We start from the raw sequence: 15,726 nt of genomic DNA on the forward strand, positions 1-15,726 counted from the left end.
CCGCCGTGCACCTCGTCGGCACTCTGCCGACCCCCCCCACGCCGAACACCGTCGTGCGGCGGGACGACCTCGAGGGGCGGGACGACGTCGGGGCGCGGCCCATGGAGGACCGCGCCCCCCGACCCGGACCAGGACCGAAGCGGGTCAGGCGCCCGAGTGGGCGTCCGTCTGCAGGCGGCGGCGCAGGGTGGAGGCGAAGTCCTCGGCCATCTCCAGCCGGGCCCGCAGGTTCTCGCAGCGTGCGTCGGCCACCTTGCGGTAGGAGTCCAGCCGCTCCCGCAGGCGCTCGAGCTCTCTGTCAGCGGGCGGGTCGTCGGTGGCGGCGAGCCGGTCGGTGATCTCCAGCAGGTCCCGCATCTCCTCCAGGGAGAAGTCCAGCGGCTTCATCCGGCGGATCACCATCAGCCGCGCCACGTCGGCCTCCGCGTACAGCCGGAAGCCGCCCTTGCTGCGCGCCGAGGGAATGACCAGGCCCACTTCCTCGTAGTGCCGGATGGTGCGCAGCGACAGACCGGTCCGCTCGGCCACCTCGCCGATCTGCATGTGCCGCTCGCTCATCGCCGCACCTTCTCCTTCACATCTCCGCCTGTTTGAGGAATCGTCAAGTTCTTGAGTCTACGTGAGAACAATCACAGGATCCTGGGGGCTGTTTACCTTCTTTTCACAAGTCGACAAACCGCACCCTCCCCTTACGTCGGGGTACAGTTTCCTCTGTGCCCGTCCCCGCCGTCCAGCGCGTGGCAGGGGCGCAACCGCCGTAGCGAGGCCCCGACCGGGCCCGGACGGCACCCGAAGACTTCCGGGCAATGATGCCCGACCGGCAGCCGTGGGGTTGCCGCCCTGTCCGGCACGGCTCCCGCCGAGGCGGCCGGACCGCCGAAGAGTCCGCACCTCGCGGGATCGGTACGACGCGCGTGTGCGTCCAGCGGTATGGACGTGTGCGCCCGAACAGGAACGGTTGCATGTCCTCACCGCTGTCCGCGGCCCTCAGGCCGCGCATGTCCAAGCCCGACTGGCTGGCCTCCCCGAAGACCCTCCGTACCGAGGTGCTGGCCGGGCTCGTGGTGGCCCTGGCCCTGATCCCGGAGGCCATCTCCTTCTCGATCATCGCCGGTGTCGATCCCGGCGTCGGCCTGTTCGCCTCGTTCACCATGGCCGTCGTCATCTCCGTCGTGGGTGGCCGCAAGGCGATGATCTCCGCCGCCACCGGTGCGATCGCCCTGGTCATCGCCCCTCTCAACCGCGAGCACGGGCTGGGCTACCTGGTCGCCGCCGTCATCCTGGCCGGTGTCTTCCAGATCATCCTGGGCGCGCTCGGCGTGGCGAAGCTGATGCGCTTCGTGCCCCGCTCGGTGATGGTCGGCTTCGTCAACGCGCTCGCCGTTCTGATCTTCATGGCCCAGGTGCCGGAGATGCGCGACGTCCCCTGGGCGGTCTACCCGCTCGTCGTCGCGGGTCTGGCCCTGATGGTGTTCTTCCCGAAGGTCACGACGGTGATTCCGGCGCCGCTGGTCTCCATCGTCGTGCTGACCGTCATCACGGTGGCCGCCGGCATCGCGGTCCCCTCGGTCGGCGACAAGGGCGAACTGCCGTCCTCCCTGCCCGTGCCGGGCCTGCCGGACGCCCCCCTCACCATGGACACCCTCACCACCGTCGCCCCCTACGCCTTCGCCATGGCGCTGGTGGGCCTGATGGAGTCGCTGATGACGGCCAAACTGGTCGACGACATCACCGACACCCACTCCAACAAGACCCGCGAGTCCGTCGGCCAGGGCGTCGCCAACATCGTCACCGGCTTCTTCGGCGGCATGGGCGGCTGCGCCATGATCGGCCAGACGATGATCAACGTACGGGTCTCCGGCGCCCGCACCCGCCTGTCCACCTTCCTCGCGGGCACGTTCCTGATGGTGCTGTGCATCGTCTTCGGTCCGGTCGTCTCCGACATCCCCATGGCCGCCCTCGTGGCCGTCATGATCATGGTGTCGGTCGCCACCTTCGACTGGCACTCCATCCGGCCCAGGACACTCGAGCGCATGCCGCTGGGCGAGACCCTCGTCATGGCGACCACGGTGGTCGTCGTGGTCACCACCCACAACCTCGCCATCGGCGTCGTCGTCGGCACCATCGCCGCGATGGTCGTCTTCGCCAAGCGGGTGGCGCACCTGGCCAACGTCTCCGGGGTGGTCGACCCCGACGGCAAGCAGGTCGTCTACTCGGTCACCGGTGAACTGTTCTTCGCCTCCTCCAACGACCTCGTCTACCAGTTCGACTACAAGAACGACCCGGACGACGTGGTGATCGACCTGTCCGGCACCCACGTCTGGGACGCCTCCTCCGTCGCGGCCCTGGACGCCATCGAGACCAAGTACGCCCAGCGCGGCAAGAAGGTCACCATCGTCGGCCTCAACGAACCCAGCGCCGACATGCACCAGCGCCTCGCCGGACAACTCACCGGCGGCCACTGACGGGCAGCGCGGCCGTCCTGCCTGCCGCTGATCACGGAGCGGCGGGGCAGGCGGCCCTCGGCGTGCGGACCGGGGCGTCTGCCCGCACCGGCCCGACGAGCTCGCGGGCGGCCCGCCGTCCGCGGACGGAAGGGCCGCCCGACGGGGGAGGCGCCCCGGGCGGCCCGTGGACCCTCTTACCGCGTGCCCGTCACTACGTGCCCGTCACCGCGTGCCTGTTCTCGTGCCGGCCACATAGACGGTGTTGGCCGACGTACCGCCCTGCAGGGGATGGGTGAACTCGACGACGTGGGCCGCCGACTCCGCGAAGACCTCGGTGAGCGCGGAGACGAACTGCTCGTCGGGCGGATCGTTCGACCACAGGGCGAACACACCGCCGGGACGGAGGTGTCCGGCGAGAGCGCGGAGCCCGGGCGGACGGTAGAGCGCGGCGTGGCGCGGGTGGAGCACCTCGCGCGGCGAGTGGTCCACGTCCAGCAGGATGGCGTGGAACCGGAGGTCCGGTTCCGCCGGGTCCAGTCCGCCGGCGCCGGCGGCCATCGCGAAGAAGTCGCCGTGGACCAGGCGGCAGCGGGAATCCGACGCCAGCCCGGCCCCGAGGGGGACCAGGCCCCGCTGGTGCCAGCCGATGACTTCCGCGAGCGCGTCGATCACCGTGAGCCTGCGGACGCGGGGGTCGTCCAATGCCGCCCGGGCGGTGTGTCCGAGTCCCAGTCCGCCGACGGCGACGTCCAGTGCGGTGTCCGGCAGCTCGGCCAGCCCCAGCTCCGCCAGCGCGATCTCGCCGGCGGTGAAGAGGCTGGACATCAAGAACTCGTCGCCGAGCTTGACCTCGTACACGTCCTCGCCCGAGACCGGATGGCGGCGCCGTCGCAGGCTGACCTCACCGATCGGTGTCTCCTGCCAGTCGAGCTCCTCGAAGCGCGGACTCATCCGTCCACCTTTCCGATGTCCGTCGGGCACAGGGTGCGGTGCTGCTGCCGCGAGGGTGCCTGGTGGCCCCCGCCGGTGGCCGGGCGGGGGCGCGGCCTGGTCAGGCGTCGATGATGACGGGAATGATCAGCGGCCTGCGGCGGTAGGTCCGGAAGGCCCAGTTGGCCACGGCGCGGGCGACGAGCTGTTCGAGCTGGTGGGCGTCGCCGACGCCTTCCTGGGCGGCGGTGGCCAGCGTCTTCTCGATGACGGGGATCACGGGTTCGAACGTGGTGTCGTCGTGGACGAAGCCGCGGGCCAGGAAGTCGGGCGCCTCGGCCAGCGCGCCGGTGTCGGCGTCGACGATGGCCACGACGGTGACGACGCCCTCCTCGGCCAGGGTGAGGCGGTCCTTGAGGGATGCCTCGGTGGCGCCGCCGACCTCCATGCCGTCCACGTAGACGTTGCCCGCGGGCACCTTGCCGGTGATGGACGCGCGCCCGTCGACGAGGTCGACGACGACGCCGTCCTCGGCGATGACGACCCGGTCGGGGGCGACTCCGGTGCGGACGGCGAGGTCGGCGTTGGCCCGCAGGTGGCGGAACTCGCCGTGCACGGGCATGACGTTGCGGGGTTTGACGATGTTGTAGCAGTAGACGAGTTCGCCGGCGCTGGCGTGCCCGGAGACGTGCACCTTGGCGTTGCCCTTGTGGACGACGCGGGCGCCCCACCGGGTCAGCCCGTTGATCACCCGGTAGATGGCGTTCTCGTTGCCGGGGATCAGGGAACTGGCGAGCAGGACGGTGTCGCCCTCGCCGACGCGGATCTGGTGGTCGCGGTTGGCCATCCGCGACAGCGCGGCCATCGGCTCGCCCTGCGATCCCGTGCACACCAGGGTGATCCGGTGGTCGGGGAGTTTCTCCAGTTCCTTGGTGCTCACGACCAGGCCGGAGGGGACCTTCAGATAGCCCAGCTCGCGGGCGATGCCCATGTTGCGGACCATGGAGCGGCCCACGAACGCCACCTTGCGGCCGTGCTGGTGGGCGGCGTCCAGGACCTGCTGGATGCGGTGCACATGGCTGGCGAAGCTGGAGACGATGACCCGCCGGGGCGCGGTACGCATCACCTGCTCGATCGCGGGGTTCAGTTCCCGCTCGGATGTGGTGAAGCCGGGCACTTCGGCGTTGGTCGAGTCGGTGAGGAACAGATCCACGCCCTCCTCGCCCAGGCGGGCGAAGGCGCGCAGGTCGGTGATGCGGTCGTCGAGGGGGAACTGGTCCATCTTGAAGTCGCCGGTGTGCAGCACCATGCCGGCTCCGGTACGGATCGCCACGGCGAGCCCGTCCGGGATGGAGTGGTTGACCGCGACGAACTCGCAGTCGAAGGGGCCGAAGCCGCGCCGGTCGCCCTCCTTGACCCGTACCGTCCGCGGCCGGATGCCGTGCTCCTTGAGTTTGGCCTCGATGAAGGCGAGGGTGAGCTTCGAGCCGACGACCGGGATGTCCCTCCGTTCGCGCAGCAGATAGGGCACGCCGCCGATGTGGTCCTCGTGGCCGTGGGTCAGCACGACGGCCACGATGTCGTCGAGGCGGTCCCTGATCGAGGTGAAGTCGGGAAGGATCACGTCCACCCCGGGCTGCGTCTCCTCCGGGAACAGCACACCGCAGTCCACGATCAACAGCTTGCCGGCGTGCTCGAATACGGTCATGTTGCGGCCGATTTCGCCCAGGCCGCCCAAGGCGGTGACCCTCAGCCCTCCTTCGGGCAGGGGAGGGGCGGCTTTGAGTTCGGGGTGCGGATGGCTCATATTCCGACGTTAGCCGAGCGTCTGCCGGGACGGTTCCCCGCCTGCCCCGTGGAGCGCGAAACCAGGCGCGCGGAGCACGCCCGGGAAGGGCGGGGACCGGGGGTGTCGTCCGCGCCTGGTCCGAAGTGTACGGCGTCGTCCCTCGGGGCTGCCCTCGGGCAGCGATCGGTAACCTGACCTGACGTTAGGGTAGGTTACCGGTTCGGTGAGAGAGTGGGTACGCGAGGCGAGGCGGCGCGGCGTATGCGGCCGCCGGACCTCTGCCTGGAGGACGTACGGACTGTTCTGGAACTGCCGGAGGGTTTCCCGCCGACGGTTCGCCCTTGCCGGGCAGTGACAGCGAAGCACACGAGAAACTGGTGACACGGTTGCGCACGTACTGGGTCGAAGCCGATGCGCGGTGTGAGGACCCGCGTCGGCAGTCGGGGCAGGCGGAGGAGTCCGCCCGTTTCCCGCACGGGTCCCCGGCCCGGCCTGCGGAGGCCGCGGCGGACGCGGAGGCGGTGCGATGAGTTCCCCCCAGGACCTGGCGGCCCCCGAGGCGGCCCGGCGGCGGACGTTCGCGGTGATCAGTCACCCGGACGCGGGCAAGTCCACGCTGACCGAGGCCCTCGCCCTGCACGCGCAGGCCATCACCGAGGCGGGCGCGGTGCACGGCAAGGCCGGGCGGCGCGGGGTGGCGTCGGACTGGATGGAGATCGAGAAGGCCCGCGGGATCTCGGTGACCTCGGCGGTGCTGCAGTTCGCGCACCGCGGGTGTGTGCTGAACCTGCTGGACACTCCCGGTCACGCGGACTTCTCCGAGGACACCTACCGGGTGCTGGCGGCGGTGGACTGCGCGGTGATGCTCGTGGACGCGGCCAAGGGCCTGGAGGAGCAGACCCGCAAGCTGTTCGACGTCTGCCGGCACCGCGGCATTCCGGTGATCACGTTCATCAACAAGTGGGACCGTCCCGGACGCGACGCCCTGGAGCTTCTCGACGAGATCGAGCGGGAGTTCCGCCTCCGGCCCACCCCCGTCACCTGGCCGGTCGGGGAGGCCGGACACCTGCGCGGGCTGATCGACGTACGCGAGCCGGGGCGGATGCTGCGCTACACCCGTACGCCCGGCGGCGCGCACGAGGCGACCGAGGAAGCCGTCCCGGCCCGCCAGGCCGCGCTGGAAGAGGGCGCGGACTGGGGCGAGGCGCTCGAGGAACTGGACCTGCTGCAGGCCGACGGCGCCGTCCACGACCAGGAGGAGTTCCTGGCGGGCCGGACCACGCCGGTGTTCTTCGGCGCGGCGGTCTCCAACATCGGGGTGCGGCTGCTGCTGGACGCCGTCGTCGACCTCGCCCCGCCGCCCGGCCCGCGCGAGCTGGAGGGCGGGGGGACCCGGCCGGTGGACGCGCCGTTCTCGGGGCTGGTGTTCAAGGTGCAGGCCAACATGGACCCCGCTCACCGTGACCGGATCGCGTTCATGCGGGTCTGCTCGGGCGTCTTCGAGCGGGGCATGACCGTCACCCGTGCCGCCTCCGGCAAGCCGTTCGCCACCAAGTACGCGCACAGCGTCTTCGGACAGGACCGCTCCGTGGTCGACGTCGCCTACCCCGGCGACGTGGTCGGCCTGGGCAACGCCGCCGTCCTGCGCGTCGGCGACACCCTCCACACCGGCCGGCCGGCCGTGTTCCCGCCGATGCCGACCTTCGCGCCCGAGCACTTCGCGGTGGTCCGGCCGGTCGACCTGTCCCGCTCCAAGCAGTTCCGGCGCGGCATCGCCCAGCTGGACGAGGAGGGTGTGGTCCAGGTCCTGGCCTCCGACCTGCGCGGAGACCAGGCGCCCGTGCTCGCGGCCGTGGGACCCATGCAGTTCGACGTCGTCACCACACGCATGGCCGGCGAGTTCTCCGCCGCCGTGAGACTGGAGATGCTGCCGTACCACCTGGCCCGGGCCACCGACGCCGCCGGCGCCGAGGCGCTCAACCGCTCCCGCATCGTCAAGGGCGAAGCCCTCACCCGCATCAGGGACAAGGCCCAGCTCGCCCTCTTCCCCGACCGCTGGCAGGCCAACTCCTTCCAGCGGGAGTTCCCCGACGCACTGCTGGAGCACCTCGTCGCGGCCCACGACTGACCAGCGGGCCGGGGGCGCCCACACCGTCACGAGCGCCGCCGGCGCCCCCGGCCACGACCTCACCGGGACCTACGGCCCGGCCCCCGCCGCCCTGCCGGTCGCCGCCGCGCCCGCTGTCCCGTTGCCGCGACGCGGGTACGCAGTCGGATCCGGCCTTCGAGGGCGGGCAGCGCGGCGAGCGGGCCGAGCAGGCGGGTCGCGAGTTCGGGTCCGGTGGGGCAGCCGGGCCGGGAACGTTCACGCGGCGGCAGGACCTCCAGGCAGGTGGTCCACCAGACGGTCCCGACGGTCTCGGTGAAGATCCCGGGGAGCCCGGCCGCACGCGTCGAGGCAGCCTGCGCCCGCCAGTCGTCCGCGAGCGTGACCAGCAGGACGGTTCCGCCGTTCGTGAGGTGTTTCGGGGAAGGCCGCCGGTGACGTCCGGCCGCGGGTGACCGCCGTTGCGCCGCCGTGGCCGGCGCTCGGCGGACACCCGCTGACTGACCGGCACGCTTCAGGTGGCACTCCCCGCGACGGGGCGGCGCGCGTGCTCGTCCGGAGTCATCCCCGGTCCTCCGACGAGGGATAGATCCGCCACAGCTGGGAGAGGTTCGGCCCGCCCCACATGCGGGTCAGGCCCACCAGCCGGTCGTTGCCCTGAAGGTGGTCCGCGATGGCCAGGGCGTAGCGCGGGTGCACGACCGAGACCATGTAGAAGTCATTGCCCCGCTCCGCGTGGGAGACCAGCCGCCAGTGCTGGCTGAGGCTGTCCGTGCGTTCTCGGAGGGTCACGGTGTCGGGCGGGTTGGCCCCCGCGGTGAGACAGCGGTGGTTGGCGTACGACTCGATGCGCACGGTGCCGTCGGCGTTCTGCCGCAGGAACCACCGGTGCGAGGAGTTGTCCTTGGCGAACGGGTCCTGTGCCCAGGTCTGGGTGTGGTTGCCGACGCCGTCGTGCCAGTCGTTGCACATGAAATAGGTGCCGGTGACGTGGTGGGTCATCGTCACCGATCCGCCCGCGAGCAGTACGAGGTCCGTCAAGTCGGTGCTCCTCAGCCTCGAGAGTTCTTCACAGGAGCTGGCGCCCCTGAAACTCAGCGTAGGCAGCCGGCGGCTGCTCCACAGCGGGGCGAACCGGTCGTTCAGCCAGGTCAGAGCCTATCTGGAAGATCTCGAACGGGTGGACGGCGCTGCTCGAACCAGCTGACCGAGCGTCACCCACATGTCGCACACGCGGCGCAACGGTCTGGCAGCGCACTGCTGGATTCGAACGGTCGGGGTGAACGCCGCACGGCAGGCGGGAGCGGCAAGGACGGGAAACCGACAGCCGCTCCGACGAGGCCGCTGTCTCATTCTGTTGTTCACGAGGAGGGACAGCGCCGCCCACCACCGGCCCGTAGCCGGCGCTTCTGTCCTCGGCCACCGGGACACCGGCGGCGACGCAGGCGGCGGAGCGCTTACCCGGCGGCCCGGCACCCGCCGCCGGAGTGCCTTCCGAAGCCGTGGGAACGCCGCTCCCCGACACGTACGGAGCGACTCGGGGCACCGTGCAGCTCGTCACGCGACTCTGTCGAAGTGCCCTGGCCCGGGCGTGGTCATGGGACGATCCGGCCGTTCGGGAGGGGGCGAGCACTCGGCCGGCGACACGGCCCGGCACCTCCCGCCCCCGGAACGGGGGTTCGGCTCCGGACCGACCTGCCGGTGACGCCCCGAGGAGGCCGCCGATGATCGTGCCGCGGGTTCCGAGGGCCAGGAGGAGGGGGCCTGTGGACGTCTGAACCGGCTGCCGACGGCGTCCCCCACCGGGTGCCGTGTCCGGTCCGGGGTTCCGCTCGTGCCGAGGGGCAGGCGCTCCGACTCAGGCGCTCCGACTCCCACCGGTCACGCGAGGGCCCTTCCGGCGGGCGGAACGCCCGCCTCGGGGCGCTCGGAGCCGGCGGGCCGGTGCACGCTCGGCGGGGCGGCCGGAGGCGGGGCGGCCGGCTGTGGGGCCATGGCGCCGCGCGGGCGGTCCGCCCACGTGCGGGGCGGAGGGGGCGTCGGTCGGTTAGGGTCGCGTCGTGGCGGACGAAGCGGCTCCGTCCCGGGGAAATCGATCGGCCCGGGGTGCCTCCCGGCTGTGAAGCGGTCGACTGGTACGTCCCCGGTGTGCCCTCGCGAGGGGTGATCCGGGGGAAAGTGCAGGTCAGGGGTGCGTTCTGAGGGCGAAATGCGATTGAGAGTGGAGTTCACGACCGAGCCCTTCGATCTGGAGGAGGCGCCCGCGCATGCGGTGGTGGCCCGGGAGGTCGTGGAGGGGGCCGCGCTGGACTCGGTGGACGTCGGGCCGTTCGGGAACACCGCGGAAGGCGGCGCCGACGTGGTCCTCGCCGCTGTGGACGCGTTGCTGCGCCGCAGCCTGGAGGCCGGCGCGACCCGGGTCTCGCTCCAGGTCAACGTGATCGCGGAGGGCGAGGGATGAGCGGCGTGGCGGACGAGCCGTTCGTCGCCGCAGTCAAGCCGCTCGTCGACGCCATGGGCGGGCGGCTGCTCCCGCCCGACGAGGCCGGTCCCGACGACGTCGTCCTCGCCTGGGAGGGCGCCGATGCCGTCGCCGTGCGCCTGCCCCAGCTGGCCGACTCCCTCGATCACCTCCTCGCCGCGCTGGAACGCCGGCACGGCCGGCCCCTCGCCGACCTGGACCGCAGGACCAAACAGGAGATCGTCCGGAGTCTGGAGGCGCGCGGCGCCTTCGCCGTCCGGCACGGCGTCGAGACGGTGGCGGGCGCGCTCGGCGTCAGCCGCTTCACCGTCTACAACTACCTCAACCGGGAGAAGGGCTCCTGAGGGTCTTTTGAAGGTCCCTGAAGGGTTTCGGCGGGTTCTCGGGGGACGGCCCGGCTGTCGCGTTTTTCAACAAACTGTTGACGTGGTGGCCCGGGGCGGCGTTAGCTGTTCGCACGCCCGTTCCACAGGATGGCCGTTCCCGGCCGGGGGAGGCTTCCGTGACGTCCGCTTCCACGCCGCAGGGCCTGGCCCGCTTCAACGCCCTGGAGGAGAGTGCGGCCCTTGCCGTACTCCACGAGGTGTGCGCCTCCACGGCGTGGGCCCACAGGCTGCTCGCCGCCCGCCCCTACGCGACCGCCGACGACCTGTACGCCGCCGCCGACACCGCCATGATCGGGCTGACCGCGGCGGACCTCGACGAGGCGATGGCCGGACACCCGCCGATCGGCGGACCCCGGCCCGGCGACCCGGCCTCCGCGCGGGAGCAGAGCGGCATGACCTCCGCGCCGGACCGGCTCAAGGCGGAGATGCTCGAGCTGAACCTCGCCCACCAGGAGAAGTTCGGCCATGTGTTCCTCATCTGCGCCACCGGCCGGACCGGCGAGCAGATGCGCGACGCGGCCAGGGAGCGCATCGGCAACACGCCTGAGCAGGAACGCGAGACCGTCCGCGCCGAGCTGGGGAGGATCAACCGCGTCCGCCTGGCCCGGCTCGTCGAAGCGGACCGACAGCCCTGACGTCTCTGCATCCCCGGGAGCAGCGCCCGCATGAGTACCGAGACCACCGCTTCCGTCTCCACGCACATCCTGGACACCAGTGTCGGCCGCCCCGCCCGGGGCGTCGCCGTCCAGCTCTCCGCCCGCCCGGGCCGGACGGCGCACTGGCAGGCCCTCGGCGGCTTCGCGACCGACGCGGACGGGCGGTGCGAGGACCTCCCCGCGCTGCCGGAGGGCACCACCCACGTACGGCTGCACTTCGACGTCGAGCCGTACTTCGAACGGAGGCCCGGGCCCCACCCCACCGACGGGCGAGCCGAGGCACGGCAGGACGCCCCCGCGCACCGGGGCGGCGGCACCGGAGCGTTCTTCCCGGAGGTGGCGATCACGTTCGCCGTCGTGCCGGGCGAGCACTACCACGTACCGCTGCTGCTCAACCCGTTCGGCTACTCCGTATACCGAGGGAGCTAGCAGACATGCCCACGATTCTCGGCCACCACCAGTACGGCAAAGCGGAGAACCGCGTCGTCAGGGTCACGCGGGACGGTGCCACCCACCACATCAAGGACCTCAACGTCTCCGTCGCCCTGTCCGGCGACATGGAGGAGGTCCACTACTCCGGCTCCAACGCCAACGTCCTGCCGACGGACACCACCAAGAACACCGTGTTCGCCTTCGCCAAGGAGTACGGCATCGAGTCCGCCGAGCAGTTCGGCATCCACCTCGCCCGGCACTTCGTCACCTCCCAGGAACCCCTCCACCGGGCCCGCATCCGCGTCGAGGAGTACGCCTGGGAGCGGATCGCGACCTCCGAGGCCCACGCCGGCGAGCGCGGGGAGCACTCCTTCGTCCGCAAGGGCCAGGAGACCCGGCTGACGCAGGTCACCTACGACGGCGAGCGCTGGGAGATCGTCTCGGGCCTGAAGGACCTGACGGTGCTGAACTCCACCGACTCCGAGTTCCACGGCTTCGTCAAGGACCGGTACACGACGCTGAAGGAGACCCGGGACCGCATCCTCGCCACCTCGGTCGCCGCCCGCTGGCGGTTCAACTGGACCGACGACGAGCGTCCGGTGCCCGACTGGGACACGTCGTACGAGCGGACGAAGCAGCACCTGCTCCAGGCCTTCGCGGAGACGTACTCCCTGTCCCTGCAGCAGACGCTGTACCGGATGGGCACCCGGATCATCGAGCAGCGCGACGAGGTGGACGAGGTGCGCCTCTCCCTGCCCAACAGCCACCACTTCCAGGTGGACCTGGAACCCTTCGGCCTCGACAACGACACCGCGGACGGCGCCGTGTACTTCGCCGCCGACCGTCCCTACGGCCTGATCGAGGCCACGATCCTGCGCGAGGGCTGCGAGGCGCTCATACCGCCGGACCTCACCAGCCTCTGAGAACGAGAACGACGCAGGGACCCGAGAGCAAGAACCGGAACACGTCAGAGGGACGAACCCATGGAAGCAGTCCGGCGCACCGTCATCGAGAACTGCGCGATCGCGACCGTCGACGCGAAGGACACCGAGTACGCCTCCGGGTACCTCGTCCTCGCCGGCCACCGCATCGAGTCGCTCGGCGCGGGCCGGGCCCCCGAGGGCCTGGAGAACGTCGTCCGCCGCATCGACGCCACCGGGCACCTGGCGACGCCCGGTCTGGTCAACACCCACCACCACTTCTACCAGTGGATCACCCGGGGCCTGGCCACCGACCACAACCTGTTCGACTGGCTCGTCGCCCTCTACCCGACCTGGGCGCGCATCGACGAGCCGATGGTGCACGCCGCCGCCCAGGGCTCCCTCGCGATGATGGCCCGCGGCGGTGTCACCACCGCCATGGACCACCACTACGTGTTCCCCCGCGGCTCCGGCGACCTCTCCGGCGCCGTCGTCCGCGCCGCCCGCGACATGGGCGTGCGCTTCACGCTCGCCCGCGGTTCGATGGACCGCGGCGAGAAGGACGGCGGGCTGCCCCCGGACTTCGCCGTCGAGACGCTCGACGACGCCCTCACCGCGACCGAGGAGACCGTCCGCGAGCACCACGACACCTCCTGCGACGCCATGACCCGGATCGCCGTGGCCCCCTGCTCCCCGTTCTCCGTCTCCACCGAACTGATGCGGCAGAGTGCGGAGCTGGCGCGTGGCCTCGGCATACGGCTGCACACGCACGGGTCGGAGACGGTGGAGGAGGAGGCGTTCTGCCACGAGCTGTTCGGCATGGGCCCGACCGACTACTTCGAGTCCACCGGCTGGCTCGGCGAGGACGTGTGGATGGCGCACTGCGTCCACATGAACGACTCCGACATCGCCGCCTTCGCCCGTACGGGCACGGGCGTCGCCCACTGCCCCTCCTCCAACGCCCGTCTCGCCGCCGGGATCGCCCGCGTCGCCGACCTGCTGGCGGCCGGAGTCCCGGTCGGCCTCGGCGTGGACGGCACCGCCTCCAACGAGTCCGGCGAACTGCACACCGAACTGCGCAACGCCCTCCTCGTGAACCGCCTCGGCCCGCACCGCGAAGCCGCACTGACGGCGCGTCAGGCACTGCGCCTGGGCACCCACGGGGGCGCCCGGGTCCTGGGCCGGGCGGCGGAGATCGGCTCGCTGGAGCCGGGCAAGCTCGCCGACCTGGTGCTGTGGCGGATGGACACCCTCGCCCACGCCTCCATCGCCGACCCGGTGGCCGCACTGGTCCTGGGCGCGGCGGCGCCGGTCACCGCGTCGTTCGTGAACGGCCGCCAGATCGTGGAGGAGGGACGGCTGCGCACGGCAGACGAGGACGGGATCGCCCGCGCCACCCGCGCACAGGCCCGGCGGCTGGCCGCCCTCGCGGCGCAGGGCTGAGCGGGTGCCCGGTGGGGCCGGCCAGGTGGCCACCGGCCGGGCGCATACCGCGCCGAGGGCTCCGAGGGCCGTGGCGGCCCGGACGGCCCGGGGCGTTGCCGTTCCGGCGGCGGAACGTTCACCGGCTGGAAGCGGAAACGAAGCGACCTCCGCCCCGAGCCGTCCACCGGTCTCCCTGCCGGGTCTCCCCTCCGCCGCCGCGGCCGGTCCTACAGGCCGAGCGCACCCGGGTTCTCGGCCAGCTCCCGGAAGACGTCCTGCGGGCTCGGCAGCAGCTTGCGCAGCCCCAGGTCCAGCACCCCGCCGACCGCCGTGATCTCGGCCGAGACCGTGCCGTCCGCCCTGGTGACGACCTGCTCGATACGGAACGTCCTGCCGGTGCTCCAGACGAAGACGCAGCTCACGTCGACCTCGTCGCCGGCGAGCAGCTCGCGCCTGTAGCGGATGGTCGTCTCCAGGGCGACCGGTCCCACGCCCCGCGCCGCGAGCACGGACTGCGTGATCCCCGCTTCATGGAGCAGCGCCCAGCGCGCGTGCTCCGCGTAGTTGAGGTACACGGCCTGGTTGAGGTGGCCCTGCACGTCGGTCTCGTATCCGCGCACGGTCACCCGGACGGAAAACGGCTCGCTCACTGCGTCCCCTTCGCACCTGCTCGACTCGCTGTACTCGCCACCGATCCTGGCACGCGCCCTCATACGCGGCGCGGGGAGGCCAGCAGGTACCGGGTCCGCGTCCTCGGTTCCGTGTACGCGCCGACCTGCCAGCCGGCCCCCTCCAGGGCGGCCGCGCAGGCCCGCAGCGCCTCGCCGTCCCCCTCGTACACGGCGACGGCCTCAGGCTGCGGCGTCTCCCGCACCCGGTAACCGCCCTCGGGGTCCTGCCCGGCCGGGGGACGCCCGGCGGCCTCCAGCGCGAGTGCGGCAGCCTGCACGAGATGCGAGCGCTCCCAGCCACAGGGCCGGTCCGTGGCGCCGTCGGGGTTGGTCATCCGACGCAGCTCCAGCATGCCCTGCCAGGCACTGTGCACCTCCCGCCGCCGGGCGGGGCCGGGCTGGTGCGCCGCGCCCTCACCACCGACACGAGCCGCGAACACCCCGGTCGTGGCCGGTGCCTCCGCCTTCACCGGCGCCGCCTCCACCGGTGCCGGTACCGCCTCCCCCTCCCGGATCCGATGCCCCGCAGGCGTCAGGAAGTGATCGTGCGGCGCACGGGGGTGCCGGAACGCCAGTCCTCGCTTCACCAGCCCCGCAAGCTGGGTCCCCGTCCCCTTGACCCGCCCACTGACCGGATCGGCCGCCTCCACCACCCGACGCAGCCCCGCGCCCAACGCTCCCGTCATCCCACCCACCCCCGATCCCCGGCCGGCTCGGTGCAGGCCTTTCCGGCGGCTTCGAAGCCTACGGCCGAGCACTGACATTCCGTGGAAGTGGGCCGGCCGGAGGGAATCCGCCGTGCAGAACCCGGCTCGTGCACCGCAGCCCTCGCTCGTGCACCGCAGCCCTCGGCCGGAACCGCGGAGCGCGGGCGTCGGGTCCGCGCGGGGCCCGGAAACCGTGGAGAACGCCTCCACCCGGCCGTCCCTCCTGCTCCGGGAACAGGGGCACATGCGGTGGAGCGGGACCGCCGACGAACCGGGTGTGTCCGGTTCACGGTCCACCGTCTGCCTTCCACTCCGTGCGGCCGCGGCTTCGCGGTCCGGGGGAGGGCCGGCAAGGCGTGCCGGCCGGGCCCCATCCCATCCGACGGCTGCTCCCGGGCCTGCCCCGGCCCGGTCCCGGGCCGACCGGTGCGGCTGCCCCATGAACTCCGGCCGCTGATACGGCGTCCACCAGCTCAGCAGAGCCCAGATGCCGAGTGAGAGCGCGCCCGCCGCGATCACGGCCGCGAGCCATGGGCGGCGCACCGTGCGCAGGGTGAGCAGCCAGGCGAGGAGCGGGACGAGCGCCCCGCCGGCGGCGATGAGGGGAGGTCGACGTAGAGGACGCTCAGGTCCCGGTGCATGCCCTCGAAGCCGCCGTCGATGCTGACCCGCGCCTTCGGCGACCAGGCGAGCACCGCTGCGACGGCACCGACGGCCGCCAGGAGGATGCCCGCACAGCCCTGTCTCCCCTGTCCCTCTTCGCTCGTACCTTGA

The 15,726-nt window shown here is 71.9% G+C and carries 14 protein-coding genes and 1 pseudogene; 8 read left to right on the plus strand and 7 right to left on the minus strand.

Features of this window, described 5'->3' with window-relative positions; genetic code table 11:
* Positions 1 to 144: 144 nt before the first annotated feature.
* Entirely contained in the window at positions 145 to 558 is a 414-nt protein-coding gene (locus TU30_RS03475) for a MerR family transcriptional regulator (protein ID WP_042164341.1), read from the minus strand.
* Between the two features lie 404 nt (positions 559 to 962).
* Between TU30_RS03475 and TU30_RS03480 the strand changes: the two genes are divergently transcribed.
* Positions 963 to 2,465, plus strand: coding sequence for a SulP family inorganic anion transporter (locus TU30_RS03480; protein WP_042164344.1), 1,503 nt, complete (start codon positions 963 to 965; stop codon positions 2,463 to 2,465).
* A 204-nt stretch (positions 2,466 to 2,669) separates the two neighbouring features.
* Here TU30_RS03480 and TU30_RS03485 read toward each other — a convergent pair whose 3' ends face one another.
* Together TU30_RS03485 and TU30_RS03490 are read right to left on the minus strand one after the other, a co-directional pair.
* Complete coding sequence (locus TU30_RS03485) at positions 2,670 to 3,398, minus strand: spermidine synthase (RefSeq protein ID WP_042164347.1); 729 nt, start codon at positions 3,396 to 3,398, stop codon at positions 2,670 to 2,672.
* A 100-nt stretch (positions 3,399 to 3,498) separates the two neighbouring features.
* Positions 3,499 to 5,184, minus strand: coding sequence for a ribonuclease J (locus tag TU30_RS03490; RefSeq protein WP_042164350.1), 1,686 nt, complete (start codon positions 5,182 to 5,184; stop codon positions 3,499 to 3,501).
* Positions 5,185 to 5,692: 508 nt separating this feature from the next.
* Between TU30_RS03490 and TU30_RS03495 the strand changes: the two genes are divergently transcribed.
* On the plus strand, positions 5,693 to 7,294 hold the full coding sequence (locus TU30_RS03495; protein ID WP_042164353.1) for a peptide chain release factor 3: 1,602 nt from the start codon (positions 5,693 to 5,695) through the stop codon (positions 7,292 to 7,294).
* Positions 7,295 to 7,834: 540 nt separating this feature from the next.
* Here TU30_RS03495 and TU30_RS03500 read toward each other — a convergent pair.
* A complete protein-coding gene (locus tag TU30_RS03500) occupies positions 7,835 to 8,314 on the minus strand; it encodes an RICIN domain-containing protein (protein ID WP_042164356.1) in 480 nt (159 codons plus the stop codon).
* A gap of 1,168 nt (positions 8,315 to 9,482) precedes the next feature.
* On the opposite strand from TU30_RS03500, the gene TU30_RS03505 reads away from it, so the two are divergent.
* The 6 genes from TU30_RS03505 (at position 9,483) to TU30_RS03530 (ending at position 13,592) form a co-directional block, all read left to right on the plus strand.
* The gene (locus tag TU30_RS03505) at positions 9,483 to 9,734 is read left to right on the plus strand and encodes a hypothetical protein (protein WP_042164359.1); all 252 of its coding nucleotides are present in this window, start codon (positions 9,483 to 9,485) and stop codon (positions 9,732 to 9,734) included.
* Positions 9,731 to 10,099, plus strand: coding sequence for a helix-turn-helix domain-containing protein (locus TU30_RS03510; protein WP_042164361.1), 369 nt, complete (start codon positions 9,731 to 9,733; stop codon positions 10,097 to 10,099). Before TU30_RS03505 ends, TU30_RS03510 begins: the two co-directional genes overlap by 4 nt.
* Positions 10,100 to 10,257: 158 nt before the next feature.
* Positions 10,258 to 10,776, plus strand: coding sequence for a 2-oxo-4-hydroxy-4-carboxy-5-ureidoimidazoline decarboxylase (uraD, locus tag TU30_RS03515; RefSeq protein WP_042164364.1), 519 nt, complete (start codon positions 10,258 to 10,260; stop codon positions 10,774 to 10,776).
* A gap of 30 nt (positions 10,777 to 10,806) precedes the next feature.
* Positions 10,807 to 11,226, plus strand: a complete 420-nt coding sequence (uraH, locus tag TU30_RS03520; protein WP_042164367.1) for a hydroxyisourate hydrolase — start codon at positions 10,807 to 10,809, stop codon at positions 11,224 to 11,226.
* Positions 11,227 to 11,231: 5 nt separating this feature from the next.
* Positions 11,232 to 12,152, plus strand: a complete 921-nt coding sequence (gene pucL, locus TU30_RS03525) for a factor-independent urate hydroxylase (RefSeq protein ID WP_042164370.1) — start codon at positions 11,232 to 11,234, stop codon at positions 12,150 to 12,152.
* A 60-nt stretch (positions 12,153 to 12,212) separates the two neighbouring features.
* Entirely contained in the window at positions 12,213 to 13,592 is a 1,380-nt protein-coding gene (locus TU30_RS03530) for an 8-oxoguanine deaminase (RefSeq protein ID WP_042164372.1), read from the plus strand.
* Positions 13,593 to 13,801: 209 nt separating this feature from the next.
* Here the strand turns inward: TU30_RS03530 and TU30_RS03535 are convergent, their stop codons facing one another.
* The 3 genes and pseudogenes from TU30_RS03535 to TU30_RS36825 all read right to left on the minus strand — a co-directional run.
* A complete protein-coding gene (locus TU30_RS03535) occupies positions 13,802 to 14,224 on the minus strand; it encodes a thioesterase family protein (protein WP_042164374.1) in 423 nt (140 codons plus the stop codon).
* Positions 14,225 to 14,283: 59 nt separating this feature from the next.
* A complete protein-coding gene (locus tag TU30_RS03540) occupies positions 14,284 to 14,931 on the minus strand; it encodes a hypothetical protein (protein ID WP_042164377.1) in 648 nt (215 codons plus the stop codon).
* 456 nt (positions 14,932 to 15,387) lie between these two features.
* A pseudogene (locus TU30_RS36825) lies at positions 15,388 to 15,680 on the minus strand (hypothetical protein); the annotation flags it as partial.
* Positions 15,681 to 15,726: the final 46 nt, after the last annotated feature.

This window comes from Streptomyces sp. NBRC 110035, assembly GCF_000829695.1.
Lineage (GTDB): Bacteria > Actinomycetota > Actinomycetes > Streptomycetales > Streptomycetaceae > Streptomyces.